Here is a 23,913-nt window from a genome sequence, read left to right as displayed (position 1 = left end):
AAGCAGATCAGCTGCGCGCCCAGGTGTTGTTGAAATGACCGCCGGGCCGGCGTTATGGCCGCAGCACGACCTTGCGGCAATTGTCCTCCTTCTTGTCGAACATGCGGTAGCCTTCGGCCGCCTGGTCCAGCCGCAGGCGGTGCGAAATGATGGCTTCGGGGTAGAGCTTGCCCTCGTCGATGAAGCGCAGCAGTTCCGGCATGTGCTGCTGCACGTGGGTCTGGCCGGCGCGCACGGCTATGCCTTTTTCGAAAATGTCGCCGAACAGGAAGCCGTGGATAAAGCCGGAATACACGCCCGGCACGCTGACGGTGCCGCCGCGCCGCACAGCGGCGATGCACTGGCGCAGCGCGCTGCCGCTGCTGCCTTCCAGCTTCAGGTTGGTGAGCGCGGTTTCCAGCGCGCTGCCCTTGGCTTCGAAGCCGACCGCGTCGATCACCGCGTCCACGCCCCGGAAGCTGGTGCTTTCGATGATGGCTTCGGCGGGGTCCACCTCGTCGAAATTGAGCGGAATCACGCCGTAGGTGGCGCGCGCGAATTCCAGCCGGTAGGGATGGTGGTCCACCATGAAGATGCGCTCGGCGCCCAGCATGCGCGCGCAGGCGGCCGCCATCTGGCCCACCGGTCCGGCGCCGTAGATGGCCACCGTCGAGCCCTGCGTGACGCCGGCGTTCAGCACCGCCTGGTAGCCGGTGGGCAGGATGTCGCTGAGGAACAGCACCTTCTCGTCGGCCAGCGTGTCGGGGATTTTGATGGGGCCGACATTGGCCTTGGGCACGCGCACATATTCCGCCTGGCCGCCGGGCACGCCGCCGTACAGGTGGCTGAAGCCGAACAGCGCCGCGCCGGGCCGCAGGGACTTCTTGTTCATGATGGCGCCCCGGTCGGGGTTGGTGGTTTCGCAGGCCGAGTACAAGTGCATATCGCAGAAGAAGCAGCTGCCGCAGGCGATCACGAAGGGCACCACTACGCGGTCGCCTTTGCGCAGCGCGGTCACGCCGGGGCCGGCGTCCACCACCAGGCCCATGAATTCGTGGCCCATGATGTCGCCTTCCTTCATGCCGGGCACCTTGCCGCGGTAGAGGTGCAGGTCGGAACCGCAGATGGCGGTGGCGGTGATTTGCAGGATGATGTCGTCCGCTTCCTGGATGATGGGGTCGGGGACGGTGTCGACTTTGACGTCGTGGGCGGAGTGGTAGACAAGTGCGCGCATGGAAGCCTCCTGGACGGGTGAGGCTTTTAGCTTAGCCGCGCCGGGGGCGGCGCGGCAGCGGTGTTTTGCTGAACGAAAGGTAGGATTGGTCTGACCGTGCTTGGCGGGTTAGCGCCGCAGGCGCGTAACCCGCCAACTTTCAGTAACTGCTGATCGGCGTCGGCTGGCCGTTCTTGAAGGTGAAGATGGTCACCGGCGATTCCTTCATGTCGCCCTTGGCGTCGAAGGCGTAGGTGCCGGCCACGCCCTTGTAGGAGCCGGACGAGATCACCGCGCCCACCTTGGCCGGGTCGAGCGAGTTCGCCTTCTGCATGGCCTGCGCGTACATCATGGTGGCGTCGTAGTAGGAGGCGGCGTAGACGTCGGCGTCGCGGTTGTAGCGCTTCTTGAACGCGGCCTTGAACTGCGGGCCGCTGGCGGCCTTGTCCAGGATGGCGCCGCCCTGCGAGCACAGCACGTTGTCGGCCACGGCGTCGCCGCCCAGCTTGCCCATTTCAGCGGTGCAGATGGTGTCGCCGCCCAGCAGCTTGGCGGTGATGCCCAGCTGTTTCATCTGGCGCGCCATCGGGGCGCCCTGCGGCGCGTAGCCGCCGAAGAAGATGGCGTCCACTTTCTTCGGCTTCAGCTTGGTCAGGATGGCGGTGAAGTCGAAGGCCTTGTCGGTGGTGAATTCGTGCCCGGCCACGGTCATGCCGGAGGCCTTGGCCTGCTTCTTGAACTCTTCAGCCACGCCCTGGCCGAAGGCGGTGCGGTCGTCGATCACGGCCACGGTCTTGAACTTGAGTTCCTGCGCGGCGTACATGGCCATTTTCGAGCCGAGCTGGGTGTCGCTGGCGTTCACGCGGTACAGGCCTTTGTAGCCCTGCTGCGTGATTTTCGGATTGGTGGCCACGGTGGAGAAGATCACGCCGGCGTCGTTGTAGGCGCGCGAGGCGGGGATGGCCACGCCGGAGTTGTAGGGGCCGACCACGTACTTCACGCCGCTGTCGATGAACTTCTGCGCCACCTGCACGCCCGCTTTCGGGTCGCCCTGGTCGTCCTCGGACTGCAGTTCGAACTTGATCTTTTTGCCAGCCACGGTGATGGGCTTGGCGTTCAGCTCCTCCACTGCCAGGCGGGCGCCGTTTTCATTGTCCTTGCCGGAAAAGGCCTGCGGGCCGGACAGCGGGCCGCTGTGGCCGATCTTGACGATGGCGTCTTGCGCCGCTGCGGTGCTCATGGTGCCGATGGCGCTGATGGCGCCCAGCAGGGCCAGTGCGCCCGTGGTCAATTGCAAATTCATTGTGTCTCCTTGTGGGTCGATATGCGCGTGCATTATCGCCAAGTGGGCAGGGCAGGGCAACTGAAACTTGGTGCAGCTTCAGTGCTGCGCGAGCTTGCGCTGGCGCGCCAGGGCGGCGTTGATGCGGTCGATCAGGCCGTCGTCGCGGTTGCGGGCGATGGCGAAATGCATGCCGTTTTCCACCTGCACGGGCTTGGGCAGCACCGCCAGGCGTACGCCGGGCGGCAGCGCCAGTTCCTTCAAATAGGGCTGGATGAACTGCGCCAGCGCGGACTCGATTTCCGCCGGGCTTTCGCCGGAAGGCTGGTAGAGCAGCAGCGCGTCCACCCGTTTCAGCAGCAGGCGCTGCAGGCGCGTGGCGCGCGAGGCGATGTCCTCGTCCACCTTGAACAGCTTGTTGTGGCGGGCGATTTCGAAGTCGTCGCTATAGGTGTAGCCGCGCACCGCGCCTATGGTTTTGCCGCGCAGGTCGGCCATGCCGCGGAAGGGGAAGACGGCGTCGCTGCGCGTCACCAGCCAGAGCGTGTTGCTGGAGGCCGGGTCGGAATAGCGCAGTTCGCGCAGGCGGTCGGCGCTCTTGGGCAGGGCGAAAATCAGGCCGTCGCCGTCGCGCGCGTGGCGCTCGGCGCGCGGCCAGGGGTAGGCTTTGATGTCGAAGCTGATGTTCAGTTCCTGCTCCAGGTAGCTGAACAGCTTGCGGCGCCAGGGCTTGAGGGGCTGCTGCCGGCCGGCCAGGTCCAGCGTGTCGCCCAGCAGCAGCGTGACGATTTGCGGCGCGGGGCGCGCGGCGGGGTCCGCCATGGCGTTGGTAACTGGCATGAAGCAAGCAAGTGAGCAGCTTAGCAGAAAGGTACGCTTGCTGAAATTCGGCATGCCAGGAGGCTCTTGTGGTCCGTCGACGGCTGATTATTGCAGAAATCGGCGGGCAGGTGCAGCTTTGCGACGCGGAGTGGCTGGTCAGCGCGTGGTCCTTGTGGTGTCGCCGCCACCGCTGTCGGCTGGCTGTACAGGGGTGACTGCCGTCACTGGCGCGGCGGGGCGGACACGGTCGGCGGCTGGTGCAGGTATGGGCGCGCGGGCCCCGGCTGCGGCGGCGATGTTGGCGGAATTGTATGCCGCGATGGCTGCAGCGAGGGCGGGATCGGCGGCATTCGGAACAGGGTTGCCGCTGGCTTCGCGCGCGTGGGCAAGGCGCTGCGCCTCGTCCTGGGCGGTGACCCGCCGTGCTTCTTCCTGCTCGGTGATGCGCTGGGTTTCCGTCTGGCGGGCGGCGATGCTGCGGGCTTCGTCTTGCTTTGCAACGCGGCGCGCCTCGTCCTGTTCCGCGATACGCTGGCTTTCCGCTTGGCGGGCCGCTGCGCGCTGCTCAACCGCGCGTTGCTCGGCGGCGGCTTGCGCGGAACGGAGGCCGGCGGCGCGTTCCTCCGCAGCCTGGATTGCGTCAATCTCCTCCGACTGGGCTGGCTGCTCCTGAGCCGGGACGCGCTGCGTATCAAGCCGGTCCGCGAGGATGGCACGGGCGGTCGCCGCATCCTGGCGCTGCGCCGCCAGCCGTTCGTCTTCCATACGGTCTGCCAGTGCGCTGGCGGCCTGGTCCTGCTCGCGGGTGCTGGCCAGCTGGCGTGCCTCGGCAGCGCGGTTGGCGGCAAGGCGATCGGCCTGGGTTTCTTCCAGGACGTTGCCGGCCTGCTCGGCGATTACCCTCCGCGCCACCTCAAGCTGCTGCTGGCGCAACTGCTCGGCCGGCGTGAGTGCTGGAGCGCTGACGCTGATGGCGTCCCGCAAAGCCTGATCGTTGATCTGGAGCTGGGAGAAGGCGGTTTCCGCCTGAAGCGCTGCGGACGCCGAAGTGGCCAGCGCAGCTTGCGCGCTCTGCGTGGCCTGCGCCGCTTGCTGGGCCGCCTGCGCCGCCGCCGTAATCTGGCGCGCCAGCGTGGCGCCCACCGTGTTGAACTGCTCGCTCGTCTGCGTCAGCAGCTTCAGGGTGCCGTTGCGGTCCAGCTGGAAGGCTGCCTCCAGCACCTGTTGGTTCACGTTCAGCGATTCGCTGATGGACTCGGGCGCCAGCGGATCCAGCGTCACGCCGATGGATGCCAGCGTCGTGGCGCTGAAAGGCGTAGTGGGGAGCGCTGCCGCGCCTTGCTGCCTCAGGCTGTCCGCCAGGCGTTGGGCCAGCGTGGAGGCGCCGTTTTCATCTTCCAGCAAGGGCGTCAGGCTGCTGGAAACCGGCGGCAACTGGTTGAAGGACTGCCGTATCGCCTCGGCCGCGTCGTTGAGCAGCGCCAGTTGCGCCTCGCCGGGCAATGCTTCGTCACGCGCGCCTTGCAGCTCAAGCAATTGCCGGCGCGACAGCGCCACTGTCGACAGGAATTGCCCCAGGTCGGAAAACTCGACGGTGGCAGCCAGGGGCTGAACATTCGCCGCGACGGCTTCCGCCGCGCTGGCTTCAGGCGCGGAACTGATGGGCAGGACGGGGGAAATGGCGGCGGTATTGTCGGCGTTGGAAATCGGGGGCAGCATGGCTTCACCTTGCGGGATGTCAGGGACAGTCCCGCGAGGATGCGCCCTTGCGCCGCCGCCGTCTGTGGGCTGGCGAACACAAGGGCGGCTTGCTTCAGCTCACCATCAGTTTCACGGACTTCAGCTCCACGCTGTTCGGTCCCGCGTGGATGGTGAACGATCCCGGCTCAACCACGCGCTTCATGTCCATATTGAAGAACCACAGGTCGGACGGCTTGATGTCGAAGCTCAGCGTTTTCGCCTCGCCCGGCGCCAGCGTCACGCGCTTGAAGGCCTTCAGCTCGAGCACCGGCCGCGTGACGGAACTGATATCGTCGCGGATGTAGATCTGCACCACCTCGTCGCCCTGCACGGCGCCGGTGTTGCGCACCTCCACCAGCACCTGGGTGGACTCGCCCGCGCGGATGCTGGCTTTGGCCAGGCGCGGTTCGGAAATCGCGAAAGTGGTGTAGCTGAGGCCAAAGCCGAAGGGATACAGCGGCTTGGTGGAACCGTCGATATAGCCGCGCCGCGCGGACGGCTTGTGGTTGTAGAAGATGGGCAGCTGGCCCACGCTGCGCGCGATGGACACCGGCAGCTTGCCGCCCGGGTTGGCGCGGCCGAACAGCAGGTCCGCCGCCGCGTGGCCGGTTTCCTGGCCCAGGTACCAGCCCTCGATCAGCGCCGGCGCGCGCTCGGCCAGCAGGTTGACCGACAGCGGGCGGCCGTTCAGCAGGAACACCACGGTGGGCTTGCCCAGGTCGAAAATGGCTTGCGCCAGTTCGTTCTGCTGGCCCAGCATGTCCAGTGTTTCGCGGTCGCCCAGGTGGGTGTCGGCCCAGGCCTCGCGGCTGGTCTGCTCGTTGTCGCCCAGGACCATCACGATGGTGTCGGCGGTCTTGGCCGCCGCCAGCGCCTCGGCGATCAGGCGCGCGTTCTTTTCCTTGGGCGTGAACACGATTTCGTCCGCGCCCCATACGCGGCTCTCGGTGATGCGCACGGCCTCGGCGTAGGCCAGCTCGAAGCCGTGCTTCTCGCTCTCGGCCTTCAGGCCTTCGTAGATGGAGACCACGTGGCGCGGCACGTCCGAGTAGCCGCCTATGGGCGTGTCCTTGGCGTGGGTGCCGAGCAGCAGCAGCTTGCCCACTTTTTTCGGGTCCAGCGGCAGCACGCCCTTGTCGTTCTTCAGCAGCACCGCCGAGCGGCAGGCCGTTTCGCGCGCCAGCGCCACCGCGTCCGGCGTGGCGGTCAGGCTGTCGGCCGCTTTCGCGTCCGCATATGGATTTTCAAACAGGCCGGCCTGGAACTTCAGCTCCAGGATGCGGGCCACGATGGCGTCGATTTCCGCCACGGAGACGCGCTTTTCCTGCACCAGCGCGGCCAGTTCCTTGTAGCCGTAGCCGTCCGGCGTTTCAATGTCCACCCCGGCCTTGATGGCGCGCAGCGCCGCTTCCTTCGGCGTGGCGGCCAGCTTGTGGCGGGTGATGAGTTCCTTGATGCCCAGGTAGTCGGACACCATCACGCCCTTGAAGCCCCACTCCACGCGCGCCACCTGGTTCAGCAGCCAGCGGTTGGCGTGCGAGGGCACGCCGCCGATCTCGTTATACGACGGCATGATGGCCGCCACATTGGTTTCCTTCACCAGCTTCTCGAACGGCGGGAAGAATTCCTCGCGCAGCGTGCGCTCGGTGATTTCGGCCGGGCCGATATTGGTGCCGCTTTCCGGCTGGCCGTGGCCGGTCATGTGCTTGAGGGTGGTGTAGACCTTGTCCCTGGCCAGCTGCTTGCCTTCGCCCTGGAAGCCCAGCACGGCGGCCTTGCCCATTTCGCCGCACAGGTGCGGGTCTTCGCCGTAGGTTTCCTCGATGCGGCCCCAGCGCGGTTCGCGCGCCACGTCCACCACCGGCGCCAGCGCGAAGTTGGAGCCGCGCGCGCGCATTTCGCGCGCCGCCACGGCGAACACCTTGCGCACCATGTCCGGATCGAAGGAGGAAGCCAGCGCTATCGACTGCGGGAAGCTGGTGGCGTCGCGCGCGGCGTAGCCGTGCAGCGCTTCCTCGTGCGTGAACATGGGGATGCCGAGGCGGGTCTGCTCCATCGCCCATTTCTGCGCCGCGTTCACATAGGTGGCCGTTTCCAGCGCGTTGCGGTTGATGCGGCGGCCGTCGTCGCCCGCCGCCACGGCCTTCTTGGCCTGGCCCACGCGGTCCGATGGGCGGCCCAGCATGCCGATGCCGTGCGGGTAGTTGCGGCTGGCCTGCTCGGGCGAGAAATTGCCCTGGCCGTCCTCGATGTTCTTCTTGTCCTGCCAGATGCACTGCATCTGCTCGATTTTCTCCTCCAGCGTCATGCGCGCCAGCAGGTCCTGCACGCGCCTGGCCACCGGCGCGGCGGGATTCTTGTACGGCGGGACTGCTGCGGCGAAGGCCATGGGCGCGGGAAGGGCGGCCAGACCCGCCAGGCTTCCTGCGGTGGACAGGAACTGCCTGCGGTTTTTGCTCATTGCGTTGTCTCCGTTGTAGTGTCTTTTAACGCTTGGCCGAGCGCGTGCTCACGTCTATCCACACGGCCAGCGTGAGGATGAAGCCCTTGACGATCATCTGCCAGTAGGTGTCCACGTCCAGCATGGACATGCCGTTATCGAGGCTGGCCATCACCAGCGCGCCGATCAGCGCGCCGTACACGGTGCCGGAGCCGCCGCGCATGGAGGTGCCGCCGATGAAGCAGGCCGCGATCGCATCCAGTTCGCCCGAGGTGCCGGCCGAAGGCGAGCCCGCCGCCAGGCGCGCCGTGTTGATGACGCCGGCCAGCGCGCACATCAGGCCCATGATGCCGAAGATCCAGAGCTTGATGGACTTGACGTTGATGCCGGACAGGCGCGTCGCTTCCATATTGCTGCCCACGGCGTAGATGCGGCGGCCGAACACGGTCTGCGTGGTCATATAGGTGAAGATGCCCAGCAGCGCGAGCAGCAGCAGCACCGGCAGCGGAATGCCTTCGTAGGAATTGAGCGTGACCACGAAGGCGGCCACGATGGCGCCGATGGCGGCCACTTTCAGGCCGTCGCGCCACAGCGGCGCGGTTTCCAGGCCGTGCCCGGCGCGGCTGCGGCGCTGCTGCCAGGTGAGCGCCACGGCGATGGCGAACAGCGCGAGGCCGAGCAGGATGCCCAGCTGCGGCGGCAGATAGCCCTGGCCCAGGTAGACCAGGTCGTCCGACACCGGCGCCACGGTGGTGCCGCCGGTCACGCCCAGCACGATGCCGCGATAGGCCAGCATGCCGCCCAGGCCCACGATGAAGGAGGGGATGCTCAGGTAGGCCGTCAGGTAGCCGTTGAACAGGCCGACCAGCAGGCCGAAGCCCAGCACCAGCAGCAGGTTGAGCGGCAGCGGCAGGTGGTGCGTGACGTCCAGCACGGCGGCCACGCCGCCGAGGAGGCCGAGCAGGGAGCCGACCGACAGGTCGATTTCGCCGGCGATGATCACCAGCGACATGCCGCAGGCGACGACGCCGGTAATGGCCATCTGGCGCATCAGGTTGGACAGGTTGCGCGGCGAGATGAAGCCGCCGTCGGTCTTCATGCTGAAGAAGCCCCAGATCAGCGCAATGGCGATCAGCAGGGCCAGCATTTTGTACTGCGTGAATAGTTTTTTGATGTTCATAACAATTGTTGTCTGTCATCTGAGCGAGCTGAGCCGCATTCGGGGTCTGACCCCGAATGCGGCTCAGTTCGCTACTTGGTCGAGGGCGGCGGCCAGCACGGTTTCCTGGCTCAGATTATCGTTGTCGAAGTTGCCGCGCAGCTGGCCTTCGCCTATCACCAGCACGCGGTCGGAGATGCCCAGTACTTCGGCCAGCTCGGACGACACCATGATGATGGACATGCCTTGCGCCGCGAGGTCGAACATGAGCTGGTAGATCTCGAACTTGGCGCCCACGTCCACGCCGCGCGTGGGCTCGTCCAGTATCAGTATCTTCGGCTTGGTGAGCAGCATCTTGGACAGCACGGCCTTCTGCTGGTTGCCGCCCGAGAGGCCGGTGATGGGCAGGAAGGGGCTGGCGGTCTTCAGCTTGACGCTGGCGATTTCCGCCTTGATGGTCTTCAGCTCCGCTTCCTGGTCGATCCGCGTGCCGCGCGCGTACTGGCCCAGCACGGACAGGGTGATGTTCTGCCCCACGCTCAGGTCGGGCACGATGCCGTGCTGCTTGCGGTCTTCCGGCACCATGGCCAGGCCGGCCTTGATGGCTTTCTGCGGCGTGCCGGTGTCCAGCTTGCGCCCTTCCAGCCACACTTCGCCTTCGTGCGCGCCGGGGTAGGCGCCGAAGATGGCCGACACCAGTTCCGTGCGCCCCGCGCCCACCAGCCCCGCAATGCCGAGGATCTCGCCCTTGCGCAGCGAGAAGGAGATGTTGTCCACGCGCTTGCGCGCCGGGTTGTCCGCGTCGTAGCAGCTGATGCCGCGCGCTTCGAACACCACTTCGCCCGGCGCGTGTTTGCGCTGCGGGTAGAGCTGGTTCATTTCGCGCCCCACCATCTGGGCGATGATGCGGTCCACATTCATGCCGCTCATCGGCGTGGTGGCGATGTGCTGGCCGTCGCGTATCACCACGATGGTGTCGCAGATCGCTTCCACTTCGTCCAGCTTGTGCGAGATGTAGACGCAGGTGACGCCCTCCGCCTTGAGCCGGCGGATAATCTTGAGCAGCACCTCGATTTCGGACGCCGTCAGCGAGGACGAGGGTTCGTCCAGTATCAGCAGCTGCGCGCGCTTGTTGAGCGCCTTGGCGATCTCGATCAGCTGCTGGTGGCCGCCGCCGTACTTCTTCACCGGCTCCACCACGTTCACGTCGTGGATGTTGAGCCAGGTCAGGATCTCGGCGGCGCGGCGGTTCATGGCCGCATAGTCCATGCGCCCGCCGGGCAGGGTGATCTCGTTGCCGAGGAAGATATTCTCGGCCACGGACAGCTCGGGCACCAGCATCAGCTCCTGGTGGATGATGACGATGCCCGCGTCCTCCGTGTCGCGGATGGACTGGGCGCGCAGCGGCTCGCCCTTCCACAGGATTTCGCCGTCCCAAGTGCCGTGCGGGTAGACCCCGGACAGCACCTTCATCAGCGTGGACTTGCCGGCGCCGTTCTCGCCGCACAGGCCGATGCATTCACCGGCCTTCATCTTGATGTCTATACCGTTTAACGCGCGCACACCGTCGAACTGCTTGACGATGCCCCTCATCTCCAGAAGATATTCAGCCATGCCGGGTCGCCGCCTGTCAGTTGGACAGCTGGGCCTTGGTGTAGAAGCCGTCTTCCACCAGCAGGTTGACGTTGGCCTTGGTCAGCGGGATGGGCTTGAGCAGCAGCGTGTCCACCTTCTTCATGCCGTTTTCATAGCTCGAGTTGTAGGCGGGCTTCTCGTTGCGCACCAGCTGCACGGCCAGCTTGGCCGCTTCGGCGGCGATCAGCTTGAGCGGCTTGTACACCGTCATGGCCTGCGTGCCGGCGATGACGCGCTTGACGGCCGCCAGGTCGGCGTCCTGGCCGGACACCGGCACTTTGCCGCCCAGTTTCTGTGCCGTCAGCGCCTGGATGGCGCCGCCGGCGGTGCCGTCGTTGGAGGCCACGATGGCGTCGATCTTGTTGCCGTTGGCGGTCAGCGCGTTTTCCACGATGGTCATCGCTTCGGCCGCGCTCCAGTCCTTCACCCACTGCTTGCCGACGATTTTGATGTCGCCCTTGTCCACCAGCGGCTGCAGCACCTTCATCTGGCCTTCGCGCAGCATCTTGGCGTTGTTGTCGGTGGGCGCGCCGCCCAGCAGGTAGTAGTTGCCCTTCGGTTTCAGCGCCACCACGCCCTGCGCCTGCAGCTCGCCGACCTTGGCGTTGTCGAAGGAGATGTAGGCGTCGATGTCGGCGTTCAGTATCAGGCGGTCGTAGGAGAGCACCTTGATTTTCGCCTTTTTCGCTTCGCGGATGGCGTTGTTCAGCACCGTGGCGTTGTAGGGGACGATGACCAGCACGTCCACGCCGCGCGAGATCAGGTTCTCGATCTGGGCGATCTGGCGCTGCTCGCTGGCGTCGGCGGACTGGACGAACACCTTGGCGCCCAGCTTTTCGGCTTCGGCGTTGAAGAAGTCGCGGTCGCGGGTCCAGCGCTCCACGCGCAGGTCGTCGATCGAGAAGCCGATTTTCGGATTCTTGGCGTCGGCGTGCGCGAAGCCGCTGGATAGGGCCATGACTGCGCCCGCAATTGCCGCTAGTGCTTTCAGTTTGGTGTTCATCATCGGTCTCCTAAGGTTTATATTTTTCGCGGACTGCGCCGCTTTAGTGGTTATGGCGCGGCATGGTGTCCGCTACGCCGCGATACTTTACCGCCAATTCCATGCAAGCCCCATCGTGCATCTGGCCCACGGTGGAGCGGTAGATCTCCTGCCACGGCGTCTGGCTGGCCGGCACCGCCGGAATGCCTTCGGCCTTGCGGGCCGCCAGCACGTCTTCGGTGATCAGCATATCGCAGCTGCCGGTGTTCAGGTCGATGCGGATGGTGTCTCCGGTACGCACATAAGCCAGGCCGCCGCCCACGGCGCTTTCCGGCGACGCGTTCAGGATGGACGGGCTGTCCGAGGTGCCGGACTGGCGGCCGTCGCCCAGCGTCGGCAGGTTCAGGATGCCGCGCTTGATCAGCGCATCCGGCGGTTGCATGTTCACCACCTCGGCCGAGCCGGGCCAGCCCACCGGGCCCGCGCCGCGTATCACCAGGATGCAGTTCTCGTCGATGTTCAGCGAGGGATCGTTGATGCGGTTGTGGTAGTCGGTGGAGCCGTCGAACACCACGGCGCGGCATTCGAACACGTTCTCGGAGCCGGCGCGCTCCAGGTAGCGGGCGCGGAAGTCCGGCGAGATCACGCAGGTCTTCATGATGGCGAAGTCGAACAGATTGCCCTTCAGGACGAAGAAGCCGGCCTTGGTCTTCAGCGGCTGGTCGTAAGGGGTGATCATTTCGCGGTCCTGCGATTCGCGGCCCTGCAGGTTTTCCGCCATGGTCTTGCCGGTGACGGTGGCGCGCTTGGAGCGCAGCTTGCCCTTCTGTTCCAGCTCCCACATGATGGCGGGCACGCCGCCGGCGCGGTGGAAGCGCTCGCCGAGGTATTTGCCGGAAGGCTGCATGTTCAGCAGCAGCGGCACGTCGTGGCCGTATTCCATCCAGTCCGATTCGCGCAGTTCCACGCCGGCGTGGCGCGCCATCGCGACGATGTGCTGCTGGGCGTTGGTGGAACCGCCGATGGCGGCGTTGACCACGATGGCGTCCAGGAAGGCTTCGCGCGACAGGATGCTGGACGGGCGGATGTCCTGCTTGGCCATCTCGACGATGCGGCGGCCGGTTTCATAGGCCATCTGGCCGCGTTCGCGGTAGGGGGCCGGAATGGCGGAGCAGCCGGTCAGCGACATGCCCAGCGCTTCGGCGATGGCGTTCATGGTCGAAGCGGTGCCCATGGTGTTGCAGTGGCCCGCCGACGGCGCGGATGCGGCGCCGATCTGCAGGAACTTCTCGTTGTCGATTTCACCCGCGGCCAGGCGGCGGCGCGCTTTCCAGATGGCCGAGCCGGAGCCTACCAGCTCGCCGTCCAGCCAGCCGTCCAGCATGGGACCGCCGGACAGCACGATGGAAGGAATGTCCACGGTGGCTGCGGCCATGATCTGCGCAGGGGTGGTCTTGTCGCAGCCGGTGGTCAGCACCACCGCATCGATGGGGTAGCCGTGCAGGATCTCCACCAGGCCCATATAGGCCAGGTTGCGGTCGATGGCGGCGGTGGGGCGGCGGCAGTTTTCAAAAATCGGGTGCAGCGGGAATTCCATGGCGATGCCGCCCGCGTCGCGGATGCCGTCGCGCACGCGCTTGGCCAGCTCCAGGTGGATGCGGTTGCACGGGCTGATGTCGCTGCCCGACTGCGCGATGCCGATGATAGGGCGGCCGCTGCGCAGTTCTTCCGGCGTGATGCCGTAGTTCATAAAGCGCTCCAGGTAGAGCGCGGTCATGTCGATATGGTCCGGATTGTCGAACCAGTCTTGCGAGCGGTAGCGGCGGTTCTGAGTCATTACAGGCTTCCTTTGTATTTATGTTGCTGCTGTCCCGGGGTCTCCACACGGAACGAGAATACACCGCCGGCCTGCGGATGGGCGGCGCGCGCCTCGTCCGTCATGCCTTTCCAGGCGGTGGAGGCGAAAACGGTGCGCAGGTCCGCGCCGCCGAATGCCACCTTGGTGATGTTGGGGCAGGGGAAGGCGACGGTCGCTACGACCTTGCCTTCCGGGGAATAGCGGTCCACGCGGGCGCCGCCGAACATGGCGACCCACACGCAGCCTTCGGCGTCCACCACCGAGCCGTCCGGGTGGCCGGGTTCGGCCGTGCGCACGAATTCGCGTTTGTTGGACAGCGTACCGTCCGGCGCCGCGTCGTAGGCGTACACCACTTTGCCCAGCGTGTCGGTGTGGTAGAAGGTGCGGCCGTCCGGGCTGTGGCACGGGCCGTTGGTGATGATGATGCCGCTGTCTTTCCGCTGCAGCGCGCCGTCCGGGGACAGGTGGTACAGCGCGCCGGTGGGCGCGCTTTCGCCGTTGTCCATGGAGCCGAACCACAGCGCGCCCTGGCTGTCCACGTAGCCGTCGTTCAGGCGGTTGCCGGGGATGTCGGCCTCGAGTTCGAGCAGGGGCGTGAAGCTGCCCGTTTCAGGCGAAAAGCGCAGCAGCTTGCCCGGCAGGCCGCAGACCAGGCCTCCGCCTTCCATCGGCAGGGCGAAGCCGATTTCGGCCGGCATGTCCCAGCTTTGGCGCGCGCTGCCGTCTTCGGCGCAGCGGTGCAGGCGCTGGCCCTTGATGTCCACCAGGTACAGCGCCGCTTCGGCGGCGTGCCAGAACGGGCCTTCGCCGAGCTTGGCGCCCAGCTCCCAGATGCATTGCGGACCTTGGGCGGAAATGCTCATGCGCCGTACCAGCCCGCGTCGACGAAGTAGTCGCGGCCCGAGCAGCGGCCGGCGTTGTCGGAGGCCAGGAACAGGGCCAGCGCGGCCACGTCCTCGGTTTCCACGCGCTCGTGCAGGCATTGCGCGTTCAGGATGGCCGCTTCGTCTTCCGCCGAGTGCCACAGCGCCATCTGGCGCGGGGTTTTCACCGAGCCGGGGATGATGGTGTTGACGCGGATGCCGTCCGGACCCAGGTCGCGGGCCAGCCCGCGCGTCAGGCCTTCGATGGCGGCTTTGGCCGTCATGTACAGCGACAGCTGCGGCAGCGCAAGGTGCCAGGAAATGGAGCCGAAGTTCAGGATCACGCCGGAGCCCTTGGCCTTCATGCCGGGCGCCACGGCCTGCGCGCAGAAGAACTGGTGGCGCAGGTTCACGGCCAGGCTGTCGTCCCAGTACTTGGCGGTGACGTCCTGCACCTGGTGGCGGTGGTCGTTGGCCGCGTTATTGAGCAGCACGTCCACTTTGCCGAAATCGATCTGGATGGCGGCGAAGGCGTTGCCCAGCGCGTCCAGGTCGGTCAGGTCGCAGCGCATGAAGCGCGGCGGGCGCGGGCAGCCGGCCAGGGCCTGCTCCAGTTCGCGCGAGGCTTCCTCGGCGATGTCCAGGAACACCACTTGCGCGCCCTGCTTGGCGAAGGCGTCCACCATGGCCGCGCCGATGCCGGTGCCGCCGCCGGTGATGACCACCAGCTTTTCGGCCAGGTCGTGGTAGGTGGCGTAGACCATAGGTTTGCGTTCAGTTTGCTGCGCCGCCATCTTAGTTGGCTCCATTCGAGTTGATCAGCAGGCCACGGCCCGCCAGGTTTTTGTAAAGGGCGCGAACGCCGAAAGTCCAGGGGGTGATCTGGTCGCTGCGGAACACATGGTTGACCAGCGAGCCCAGTGCCGGGCTGGTGATGGTGACGCGGTCGCCCATGTGGTGGGTGAAGCCGGCGCCGGCTTCGCCACGGTCTTTGATCGGCGAGAACATGGTGCCCAGGAAGAGCATGAAGCCGTCCGGGTACTGGTGGTGCGGGCCGCTGGTCTGCGACACCAGGTCCAGCGGGTCGCGGCTGATCTCGCGCATGAAGCTGGCGCCGTCCAGGCGGAAGCCGTCTTCCTTGCCTTCGATGACCATGCGTACTTCCGCGTTGCGCACGGTGTCGATGGTGAAGTCGCCGTCGAACAGGCGGATGAAGGGGCCGATGGAGCAGGAGCCGTTGTTGTCCTTGGCTTTACCCAGCAGCAGCGCGCTGCGGCCTTCGATGTCGCGCAGGTTCACGTCGTTGCCCAGCGTGGCGCCGACCACTTCGCGGCGGCTGTTCACGGCCAGGACGATTTCCGGTTCCGGATTGTTCCACTTCGATTCAGGGTGCAGGCCGACGTCCGCGCCAAAGCCGACTGCGGACATGGGCTGCGACTTGGAGAACACTTCGGCGTAGGGGCCGATGCCCACTTCCATGTACTGCGACCAGGCGCCGCGCGCGATGAACTGCTGCTTCAGCTTTTCCGCTTCCGGCGAACCGGGCTTGATGCTGGAGAGGTCGGCGCCTATGGTGTTGAGCAGCGAGGCGCGCAGCGCGTCGGCGCGCGATTTGTCGCCGCCGGCCTGTTCTTCGATCACGCGTTCCAGCAGGCTCACGGCGAAGGTCACGCCGCAGGCTTTCAGCGCCTGCAGGTCGCTCGGGGCCAGCAGCTGCGGCACTTCGGCGTCCGGGTTCACGGCCAGCGCGCTGTCCAGCAGGCGCTGCACGGGGCCGAGCGATTCGCCCTGCACGGTGCGCGCGAAGGCTGCCACGTCGCTGCGTTCAAACAGTTCGGAAACGGTGGGCGCGTGCTCGGTAATGTCGAACACTTCGCCGTTGCGCACCACGACCACGCAAGGGCCGTTGATGGCGCCGCCGCGCCATACGCGGCCGATCAGCAGGGCGCCGGCCAGGTCGGCAGGCAGGGGCTGGGTAATTTGTGCAAATGCCATGTCTCTATCCTTTAGTTGTTTTAGTTGCGGCCCAGGCTAGGCAGCTTGGGCGAATAGGTCCAGCCGGGAACCAGGTAGCGCATGGCCATGGCGTCGTCGCGCGCGCCGGTGGCCACTTTGTTGTACAGCGCGTTGGCGGCCATGATGCGGTCCATGTCCGGCGTGATGCCCAGGCCCGGCGTCTTCGGCACCTGCACTTCGCCGCCCACGATCTGCAGCGGTTCGCGCGTCAGGCGCTCCTGGCCTTCCTGCCAGATCCAGTGCGTGTCGATGGCGGTGATGCGGCCCGGCGCGGCGGCTGCGGCATGGGTGAACATGGCCAGCGACACGTCGAAGTGGTTGTTCGAATGCGAACCCCAGGTCAGGCCCCAGTCGTGGCACAGCTGGGCCAGGCGCACGGAACCCTGCATGGTCCAGAAGTGCGGGTCGGCCAGCGGAATGTCGACGGCGCCCAGCAGGTGCGAGTGGGCCATCTGGCGCCAGTCCGTGGCGATCATATTGGTGGCGGTCTGGATGCCGGTGGCGCGGCGGAATTCAGCCATGATCTCGCGGCCGGAATAGCCGTTCTCCGGGCCGCAAGGGTCTTCCGCGTAAGCCAGGATATGGCCCTGGCCTTTGCACAGGGCGATGGATTCGTCCAGCGACCAGGCGCCGTTCGGGTCCAGCGTCACGCGCGAATCGGGGAAGCGCTTCTTGATGGTGCGGATGGCTTCCATTTCCTCGGCGCCGTGCATCACGCCGCCTTTCAGCTTGAAGTCGCGGAAGCCGTATTTTTCCACCGTGGCCGCAGCCTGGTCGGCAATGGCTTCCGGCGTCAGCGCTTCCTGGTGGCGCATGTGGTACCAGCTGCTTTCGGAGGCAGTCCCCGGCCCGCTTCTTTCCAGGTAGGCCAGGTCGGTGCGGCGGCGGTCGCCGATGTAGAACAGGTAAGCCAGCATGGGCACGCTGTCGCGCTGCTGCCCGGCGCCCAGCAGTTCGCACACCGGCACGCCGAGGTGCTGGCCCATCAGGTCCAGCAGCGCCGCTTCGATGGCGGTCACCACGTTTTCCAGGCGCAGGTTGATTTCGTGCGGCTGCTTCAATACCGCCGCTTCGGCGGCGGAGGTGACCTGGTGCTGGTGGCCGCCGCCCTTGCCGGCGATGGACAAGCGCACCGCGTTCAGCGTGCGGTTGTAGCGGCCGATCTCGGTGCCCACCACCAGCGGCACGGCTTTTTCCAGCGCCTGCAGGATGCCCGCGCCGCCCGGGACTTCGCCCATGCCGGTGTTGCCGGCGCTGTCTTTCAGCAGCACCAGCGTGCGGATAAAGTAGGGCGCGTGCGCGCCGCACAGGTTGAGCAGCATGCTGTCGTGGCCCGCGACCGGGATGACCTGCATTTCAATTACCTTGGGGCTGCCTGGGCTAATTTGATTTGTTGCGTGTACCATCGCTTTGTCCTAAAATGAATAGCGCTACCATAACCTAAGTGTGAGGGATTTATGCGGTCAAGTCAACACAAGTTGTACGGCTGGTTTTCCGGCCTGTTGTTTGCAGCCGGTGCATTTGCAGCGGTTGCCGAAGTGGCAGCAAAAGACAAGGCGGATCCCGCCACCGAGGCACATTGGGTAGCTAGCTGGGGCACGGCCGTCATGGTCCCCGAGGGCGGCAATGAACTGGCCGCCGAACACTGGCGCGAGGGTAGCCTGCGCCAGATCGTCCATCTTTCGCTGGGCGGCAGCAAGCTGCGCGTCCGCATCAGCAACACGTTTGGCACCACGCCGCTGGTGCTGGAAGGTGCGGCGGTGGCGCTGGCCAAGGGGCCGGGCAAGCCGGATGTGGAGGGCGGCACCTCGCGCGCGCTCACCTTCAATGGCCGCAGCAGCGTATTGATACCGTCCGGCGGGGAATACTATAGCGACCCGGTCGCGCTCGAGCTCAAGCCCGGCGCCGACCTGGCCATTTCCATGTACTTCAAGGGCGAACCCGCGCGCCAGACCGGCCATCCCGGTTCGCGCACCAACAGCTTCGTCATCAAGGGCAACCGCCTGGTGGAAGCCGAATGGCCGGGCGCCACCAAGGTGGAACGCTGGTACGCGCTGGCGGACGTGGAAGTGCAGGCGCCGCGCAGCGTGGGCGCGGTGGTCGCCATCGGCGACTCCATCACCGACGGCCACGGCGCCACCACGGACGGCAACGACCGCTGGCCGGACCTGCTGGCGGCCCGCTTCGCCCGCGAAGGGCAGAGCATGGGCGTGGTCAACGCCGGCATAGGCGGCGGCCGCATGCTGCGCGACGGCCTGGGGCCGAATATGGTGTCCCGCTTCGACCGCGACGTAATTTCCCGCAGCGGCGTCACCCACGCCATCGTCATGATAGGCGTGAACGACCTGGGCGGGCAGCACCGAAACGGCGACGACACGCCGGAGGCGCGCAAAAAACTGCTGGAAGACCTGATGACGGCGCACCGCCAGCTGGTGGAGCGCGCGCACGCGCAGGGCGTCTGCGTCATCGGCGGCACCATCTCGCCGTATATGGGCTCGGACTACTACCGTCCCAATGTGGACAACGAGGCCGACCGCGTGGCGCTGAACAACTGGATACGCAGCTCCGGCGTGTTCGACGGCGTGGCCGATTTCGACGCCGCGCTGCGCGACCCCGCCCAGCCATCGCGCCTGCTGAAAGAGCGCGACAAGGGCGACGGCCTGCACCCCTCGCCAGCCGGCTTCCGCGCCATGGCCGACGCCGTGCCGCTGAACGCCTTGCGCCAGTGCGCCTATCGCCCGCGCTGACGCATCCGCCGACCGTTGGGCGGCTTAGGCGCGCCGCAAGATAATAAAATACAGGCCCTTCAAGAGCCGCTCGGAGACAATACGAATGAAATTCATCACCAGGGCGGCCTGCGCCGTCCTCATGCTGGCCTGCGCCTTGCCCGCGTTTGCGCTGGGACAAAAACCCTTCGTCGCCTTCGAGCGCGCGGACGCCAACGCCGTGGCGCTGCTGCATGACGGCGGCTCCGCCAAAATCTACGTCGATTCCACGGACCACACCGGCGTGCTGCGCGCCGCCGCCGACCTGCAAGGCGACATCAAGCGCGTGGGCGGCACGCTGCCCGAACTGGTGAAAAGCTCCTCCGCAGCGGGCGCGGACGTGGTCATCATCGGCACCGTCGGCAAGAGCGCCCTGATCGACAAGCTGGTGCGCTCCGGCGCGCTGGACGTTTCCGCCATCAAGGGCAAGTGGGAAGCCTGGCAGGTGCAGACCCTGAAGAACCCCATGCCCGGCGTGGAGCGCGCGCTGGTGATCGCCGGCAGCGACAAGCGCGGCACCATCTACGGCATATACGAAGTCTCCGAGCAGATAGGCGTATCGCCCTGGTACTGGTGGGCGGACGTGCCGCCCAAGCAGCGCCAGGCCATCTACGCCAGCGCACCGGCGCGCGTGAACGATGCGCCTGCGGTGCAGTACCGCGGCATCTTCCTGAACGACGAAGCGCCCGCGCTCACCGGCTGGGCCAAGCAGCACTACGGCGGCTACAACCACCAGTTCTACGAAAAAGTGTTCGAGCTGCTGCTGCGCCTGCGCGGCAACTACTTGTGGCCCGCCATGTGGGACGCCGCCTTCTTCGACGACGACAAGCTCAATGGCGTGCGCGCCGAAGAATACGGCGTGGTCATCGGTACCTCGCACCACGAGCCCATGATGCGCGCCCACAAGGAATGGGACCGCTACGGCAAGGGCGCCTGGGACTACAGCAAGAACGAAACCGTGCTGAAGGACTTCTGGCGCGGCGGCCTGCGCGCCTCCAAGGGCACGGAAAAAATCGTCACGCTGGGCATGCGCGGCGACGGCGACGAGCCCATGTCCGAGGAATCCAACGTGGCGCTGCTGGAGCGCATCGTGAAGGATCAGCGCGAGATCATCGCGCAGCAGATCAATCCGGACATGAGCAAGGTGCCGCAGGTATGGGCCTTGTACAAGGAAGTGCAGGAGTACTACGAGAAGGGCATGCGCGTGCCGGACGACGTGCTGCTGCTGTGGTGCGACGACAACTGGGCCAACATCCGCCGCCTGCCCACGCCGGAAGAGCGCAAGCGTTCCGGCGGCGCTGGCGTGTACTACCACTTCGACTACGTAGGCGGCCCGCGTTCCTACAAATGGCTGAACGTGACGCCGATACCGAAGATCTGGGAGCAGATGCGCCTGGCCTGGGAATACGACGCCAAGCGCATGTGGATCGTCAACGTGGGCGACCTCAAGCCGATGGAAGTGCCTATCGAATTCTTCCTCAGCTACGCCTGGAATCCCGCCGCCTGGCCCGCCGAGCGCCTGCCGGAGTACCTGAAGCTGTGGGCCGCGCGCGAGTTCAGCCCGGAGTACGCGGACGACATCGCCGACATCGTGGCCAAGTACACCAAGTACAACGGCCGCCGCAAGCCGGAGCAGCTGGAGCCGGGTACCTACAGCCAGGTGAACTACAACGAGGCCGCGCGCGTCACGGCGGAGTACAAGGATCTGGCGGCGCGCGCCAACAAGATAGACGCCGCCTTGCCCTCCGAGCAGCGCGACGCCTTCTTCCAGCTGGTGCAGTACCCGGTGAACGCGGCTGCGGTGGTCAATGAGATGTACACGCTCGCCGCGCAGAACCAGCTGTACGCCAGGCAGGGGCGCGCTTTCACCAACGACCTGGCCGAGCGCGTGCGCGCCCTGTTCAAGCAGGACGCGGAACTGGCGCGCCAGTACATGGAAGACGTCAGCGACGGCAAGTGGAACCACATGATGTCGCAGACCCACCTGGGCTACACCTACTGGAACCAGCCGCCGCGCAACGTGATGCCGCCGGTGTCTGAACTGCAGCTGCCCAAGGCCGGCGACCTGGGCGTGGCGGTGGAGGGCAGCGAGTTCGCATGGCCGGGCCAGAACGCGGACAAGCTCGCGCTGCCCGCGCTGGAAGCCGGCAACAAGCAGACGCGCTGGCTGGAGGTGTTCAACCGTGGCCAGCTGGCGTTCAACTACACCGTCACCGCCAGCGATCCGTGGATAGTGCTGAGCAGCCCGGGCGGCCGCGTGGTGCGCGAAAAGCGCATCACGGTGGACGTGCGCTGGGCGGATGTTCCGCCCGGCGTGACCGAGGCCACGCTGACGGTGGAAGGCGCAGGCGGCAAGACCCGCATCAAGGTGCCGCTGCGCCGCGCGGTGCAGACGGCGTCCGGCAGCTATGTCGAATCGCAGGGCGTCATCTCCATCGAAGCCGAGCACTACGCGAACGCGGTGGCCAAGGAAGGCTGGCAGTGGCTGCGCATTCCGGACCATGGCCGCACCCTGTCCGCCATGACCACCTTGCCCGCCAGCGCCGCGCTGTCGCTGCCCGGCGCCGCCGAAGGCATGCGCCTGGAATACAAGGTGCACCTGCTCACGCCGGGCGAAGTCACGCTGCACGCCACGCTGGCGCCCACGCTGAAGTTCCAGCCCGGCGAAGGCTTCCGCTACGCCGTGTCCTTTGACGGAGAAACGCCGCAAGTGGTGAACGTGCATGCCGACGCGTCGCAGCGCTTCTGGGAGCGTGCCGTGTCGGACGGCGCGGTCGTCTTCAAGACCAAACACAAACTGGCCGCAGGCGCCCACACGCTCAAGTTCTGGGCGGTGGACCCCGCGCTGGTGCTGCAAAAACTGGTAATCGACGCAGGCGGCCTGAAACCAAGCTATCTCGGCCCGCAAGAAAGCCCGAAAGCCCCGTAAAACCCCGTAACGGAGACAAGATGAAAATAATGTTCAAGGCGCTCATGCCTTTGCTTGCGCTGCTGCTGGCCATGCCGGCCCACGCCGCGCAGGGCGCCACGGAGGACGGCTACGACCTCTGGCTGCGCTACCGACCGATGGACAAGGCGGCGCGCGTGCAAGTGCGCGCGGCCGCGTCGACCATCGTCGCCTTCGGTCCTGCAGCACGAGCCGGTGCCGCGCCGGCCTCGCCGGTGCAAGCCGCAGTCGCCGAGCTGCAGCGCGGCCTGGGCGGCTTGCTGGGCAAGGAGCCGCCGCTGGCCGCGTCCGTGCAGGACGGCGCCGTGGTGCTGGCCACGCCCGCGTCCATGCCCGCGCTGTCCGGCATGGACCTGAAACTGGAAACGCTGGGCCGGGAAGGCTATCTGCTGCGCAGCACGCGCCTGCAGGGCCACAAGGTCACGCTGGTCGCCGCCAACAGCGACATCGGCCTGCTGTACGGTTCCTACGCCCTGCTGCGCAAGATCGGCATTGGCGCGGAAGGCCTGGCGGCGCTGGACGAACGCTCCGCGCCCAAGCTGCAGCTGCGCGTGCTGAATCACTGGGACAACCTGGACCGCACCGTGGAGCGCGGCTACGCGGGCGAGTCCATCTGGAACTGGTGGGCGCTGCCGGAAGTGCGCGACCGCCGCTACGTGGATTACGCGCGCGCCAACGCCTCGCTGGGCATCAACGGCACGGTGCTCAACAACGTCAACTCCAAGCCGGACATCCTGACCGCGCCGTGGATCGCCAAGGCCGCCGCCGTGGCGGACTCGCTGCGCCCTTACGGCATCAAGGTCTACCTGTCGGCGCGCTTCTCCACGCCGCTGGAGCTGGGCGCCACCAAGACCGCCGACCCGCTGGACCCGGCTGTCGCAGCCTGGTGGAAAGCCAAGGCCGACGAGATCTACAAGTCCATCCCCGACTTCGGCGGCTTCCTCGTCAAAGCCAACTCCGAGGGCCAGCCCGGCCCGCAGGACTACCACCGCAGCCACGCCGACGGCGCCAATATGCTGGCCAAGGCCGTGGCGCCGCACAAGGGCGTGGTGATGTGGCGCGCCTTCGTCTACGCGCATGAAAAACCGGATGACCGCGCCAAGCAGGCCTATAGCGAATTCAAGCCGCTGGACGGCACTTTCGATGCCAACGTGCTGGTGCAGGTGAAGAACGGCGCCATCGACTTCCAGCCGCGCGAGCCGGCCCACCCGCTGTTCGGCGCCATGCCGAACACGCCGCTGATGATGGAATTCCAGATCACCAAGGAATACCTGGGCTATGCCACTCACCTGGCCTACCTCGGCACCATGTACCAGGAAACGCTGGGTACCGACATGCACACCGGCGCCGGCACCGTGGCGCAGATACTGGAGGCGGGCGCCGACGGCAAAGGCGGCAAGGCCGGCAAGCTGACCGGCATCGCCGGCGTGGCCAATATCGGCAGCGAGCGCAATTGGAGCGGCTCGCACTTCGACCAGGCCAACTGGTACGCCTTCGGCCGCCTGGCCTGGAACCCGCAGGCGGACGCCCGCGCGCTGGCGCGCGAGTGGGCCGCGCAGACCTTCTCGGCCGCACCCGCCGCCGTGGCGCAGGTGACGGACATGATGATGATGTCGCGCGAGGCCGTGGTGAACTACATGACGCCGCTCGGCCTGCACCACCTGATGGGTACCGGCCACCACCACGGTCCCGCGCCGTGGGTGGCCAACCTGGAGCGCCCGGACTGGAACCCGGTCTACTACCACCGCGCGGACAAGGGCGGCATCGGCTTCGACCGTACCGCCAGCGGCAGCAACGCCGTGGCGCAGTACGCGCCCGGCCTGGCGCGCCAGTACGCCGATCCGCGCAGCACGCCGGAAACCATGCTGCTGTGGTTCCACCATTTGCCGTGGGACTACAAGATGGCGTCGGGCCGCAAGCTGTGGGAAGAGTTGTTGGTTCGATACGACAGCGGTGTGGCGCAAGTGGACGACATGCGCCAGCGCTGGGCGCGTTTGAAACCGCTGATCGACGCGCGCCGCCATGAGGACGTGGCCGTGCTGCTCGACAAGCAGTACCAGGAAGCGGTGTGGTGGCGCGACGCCAGCATTGCCTACTTCCAGTCGGTATCGGGCCTGGCGCTGCCGGCCGGCGTGAAGGCGCCGGGCATGCCGCTCGATTACTACAAGTCGCTGAAATTCCCCTACGCCCCCGGACGCGGCTAGCGGGCGGC

General features: G+C 66.4%; 16 protein-coding genes. 3 read left to right on the top strand and 13 right to left on the bottom strand.

The genetic code is table 11. The features are described 5' to 3' along the window. Positions 1-52: 52 nt before the first annotated feature. From AC07S4_RS26240 to AC07S4_RS26180, 13 genes are all read right to left on the bottom strand, one after another. Positions 53-1,213 carry a zinc-dependent alcohol dehydrogenase gene (locus tag AC07S4_RS26240; protein ID WP_494989401.1) on the bottom strand — a complete coding sequence of 387 codons (1,161 nt, stop codon included), beginning with the start codon at positions 1,211-1,213 and terminating at the stop codon, positions 53-55. A gap of 139 nt (positions 1,214-1,352) precedes the next feature. Next, a complete protein-coding gene (locus AC07S4_RS26235) occupies positions 1,353-2,495 on the bottom strand; it encodes a branched-chain amino acid ABC transporter substrate-binding protein (protein ID WP_161074101.1) in 1,143 nt (380 codons plus the stop codon). Positions 2,496-2,573: 78 nt separating this feature from the next. Further along, on the bottom strand, positions 2,574-3,314 hold the full coding sequence (locus AC07S4_RS26230) for a substrate-binding periplasmic protein (RefSeq protein ID WP_494989400.1): 741 nt from the start codon (positions 3,312-3,314) through the stop codon (positions 2,574-2,576). A 138-nt stretch (positions 3,315-3,452) separates the two neighbouring features. Beyond that, positions 3,453-5,015, bottom strand: coding sequence for a hypothetical protein (locus AC07S4_RS26225; RefSeq protein WP_494989399.1), 1,563 nt, complete (start codon positions 5,013-5,015; stop codon positions 3,453-3,455). Between the two features lie 94 nt (positions 5,016-5,109). Next, complete coding sequence (locus tag AC07S4_RS26220) at positions 5,110-7,497, bottom strand: glycoside hydrolase family 3 N-terminal domain-containing protein (RefSeq protein ID WP_494989398.1); 2,388 nt, start codon at positions 7,495-7,497, stop codon at positions 5,110-5,112. 25 nt (positions 7,498-7,522) lie between these two features. Next, on the bottom strand, positions 7,523-8,656 hold the full coding sequence (locus AC07S4_RS26215; RefSeq protein ID WP_494989397.1) for a sugar ABC transporter permease: 1,134 nt from the start codon (positions 8,654-8,656) through the stop codon (positions 7,523-7,525). 63 nt (positions 8,657-8,719) lie between these two features. Further along, complete coding sequence (gene xylG / locus AC07S4_RS26210; RefSeq protein ID WP_494989396.1) at positions 8,720-10,249, bottom strand: D-xylose ABC transporter ATP-binding protein; 1,530 nt, start codon at positions 10,247-10,249, stop codon at positions 8,720-8,722. 16 nt (positions 10,250-10,265) lie between these two features. Continuing rightward, positions 10,266-11,273 carry a D-xylose ABC transporter substrate-binding protein gene (gene xylF, locus AC07S4_RS26205; RefSeq protein WP_494989425.1) on the bottom strand — a complete coding sequence of 336 codons (1,008 nt, stop codon included), beginning with the start codon at positions 11,271-11,273 and terminating at the stop codon, positions 10,266-10,268. Between the two features lie 43 nt (positions 11,274-11,316). Further along, complete coding sequence (locus tag AC07S4_RS26200; protein WP_494989395.1) at positions 11,317-13,089, bottom strand: IlvD/Edd family dehydratase; 1,773 nt, start codon at positions 13,087-13,089, stop codon at positions 11,317-11,319. Further along, positions 13,089-13,973, bottom strand: coding sequence for an SMP-30/gluconolactonase/LRE family protein (locus AC07S4_RS26195; protein ID WP_494989394.1), 885 nt, complete (start codon positions 13,971-13,973; stop codon positions 13,089-13,091). The genes AC07S4_RS26200 and AC07S4_RS26195 overlap by 1 nt, the downstream gene beginning before the upstream one ends. Then, on the bottom strand, positions 13,970-14,737 hold the full coding sequence (gene xylB / locus AC07S4_RS26190; protein WP_494989424.1) for a D-xylose 1-dehydrogenase: 768 nt from the start codon (positions 14,735-14,737) through the stop codon (positions 13,970-13,972). The genes AC07S4_RS26195 and xylB overlap by 4 nt, the downstream gene beginning before the upstream one ends. 31 nt (positions 14,738-14,768) lie before the next feature. Beyond that, positions 14,769-15,968 carry a fumarylacetoacetate hydrolase family protein gene (locus AC07S4_RS26185; RefSeq protein WP_494989393.1) on the bottom strand — a complete coding sequence of 400 codons (1,200 nt, stop codon included), beginning with the start codon at positions 15,966-15,968 and terminating at the stop codon, positions 14,769-14,771. Between the two features lie 20 nt (positions 15,969-15,988). Beyond that, positions 15,989-17,395, bottom strand: a complete 1,407-nt coding sequence (locus AC07S4_RS26180) for an enolase C-terminal domain-like protein (RefSeq protein ID WP_494989392.1) — start codon at positions 17,393-17,395, stop codon at positions 15,989-15,991. Between the two features lie 132 nt (positions 17,396-17,527). On the opposite strand from AC07S4_RS26180, the gene AC07S4_RS26175 reads away from it, so the two are divergent. The 3 genes from AC07S4_RS26175 (at position 17,528) to AC07S4_RS26165 (ending at position 23,905) form a co-directional block, all read left to right on the top strand. Beyond that, entirely contained in the window at positions 17,528-18,736 is a 1,209-nt protein-coding gene (locus AC07S4_RS26175) for an SGNH/GDSL hydrolase family protein (RefSeq protein WP_494989391.1), read from the top strand. Positions 18,737-18,821: 85 nt separating this feature from the next. After that, positions 18,822-21,683 (top strand): glycosyl hydrolase 115 family protein, encoded by a 2,862-nt coding sequence (locus AC07S4_RS26170; RefSeq protein WP_494989390.1) that lies wholly within the window; start codon positions 18,822-18,824, stop codon positions 21,681-21,683. 20 nt (positions 21,684-21,703) lie between these two features. After that, positions 21,704-23,905 (top strand): alpha-glucuronidase family glycosyl hydrolase, encoded by a 2,202-nt coding sequence (locus tag AC07S4_RS26165; RefSeq protein ID WP_494989389.1) that lies wholly within the window; start codon positions 21,704-21,706, stop codon positions 23,903-23,905. The last annotated feature ends 8 nt before the right edge of the window (positions 23,906-23,913 follow it).

It is taken from the genome of Pseudoduganella sp. GW821-FHT05F09 (assembly GCF_059419605.1).
The sequence above is the reverse complement of the archived record's forward strand: the minus strand, read 5'-3'. Positions and strand labels throughout refer to the sequence as shown.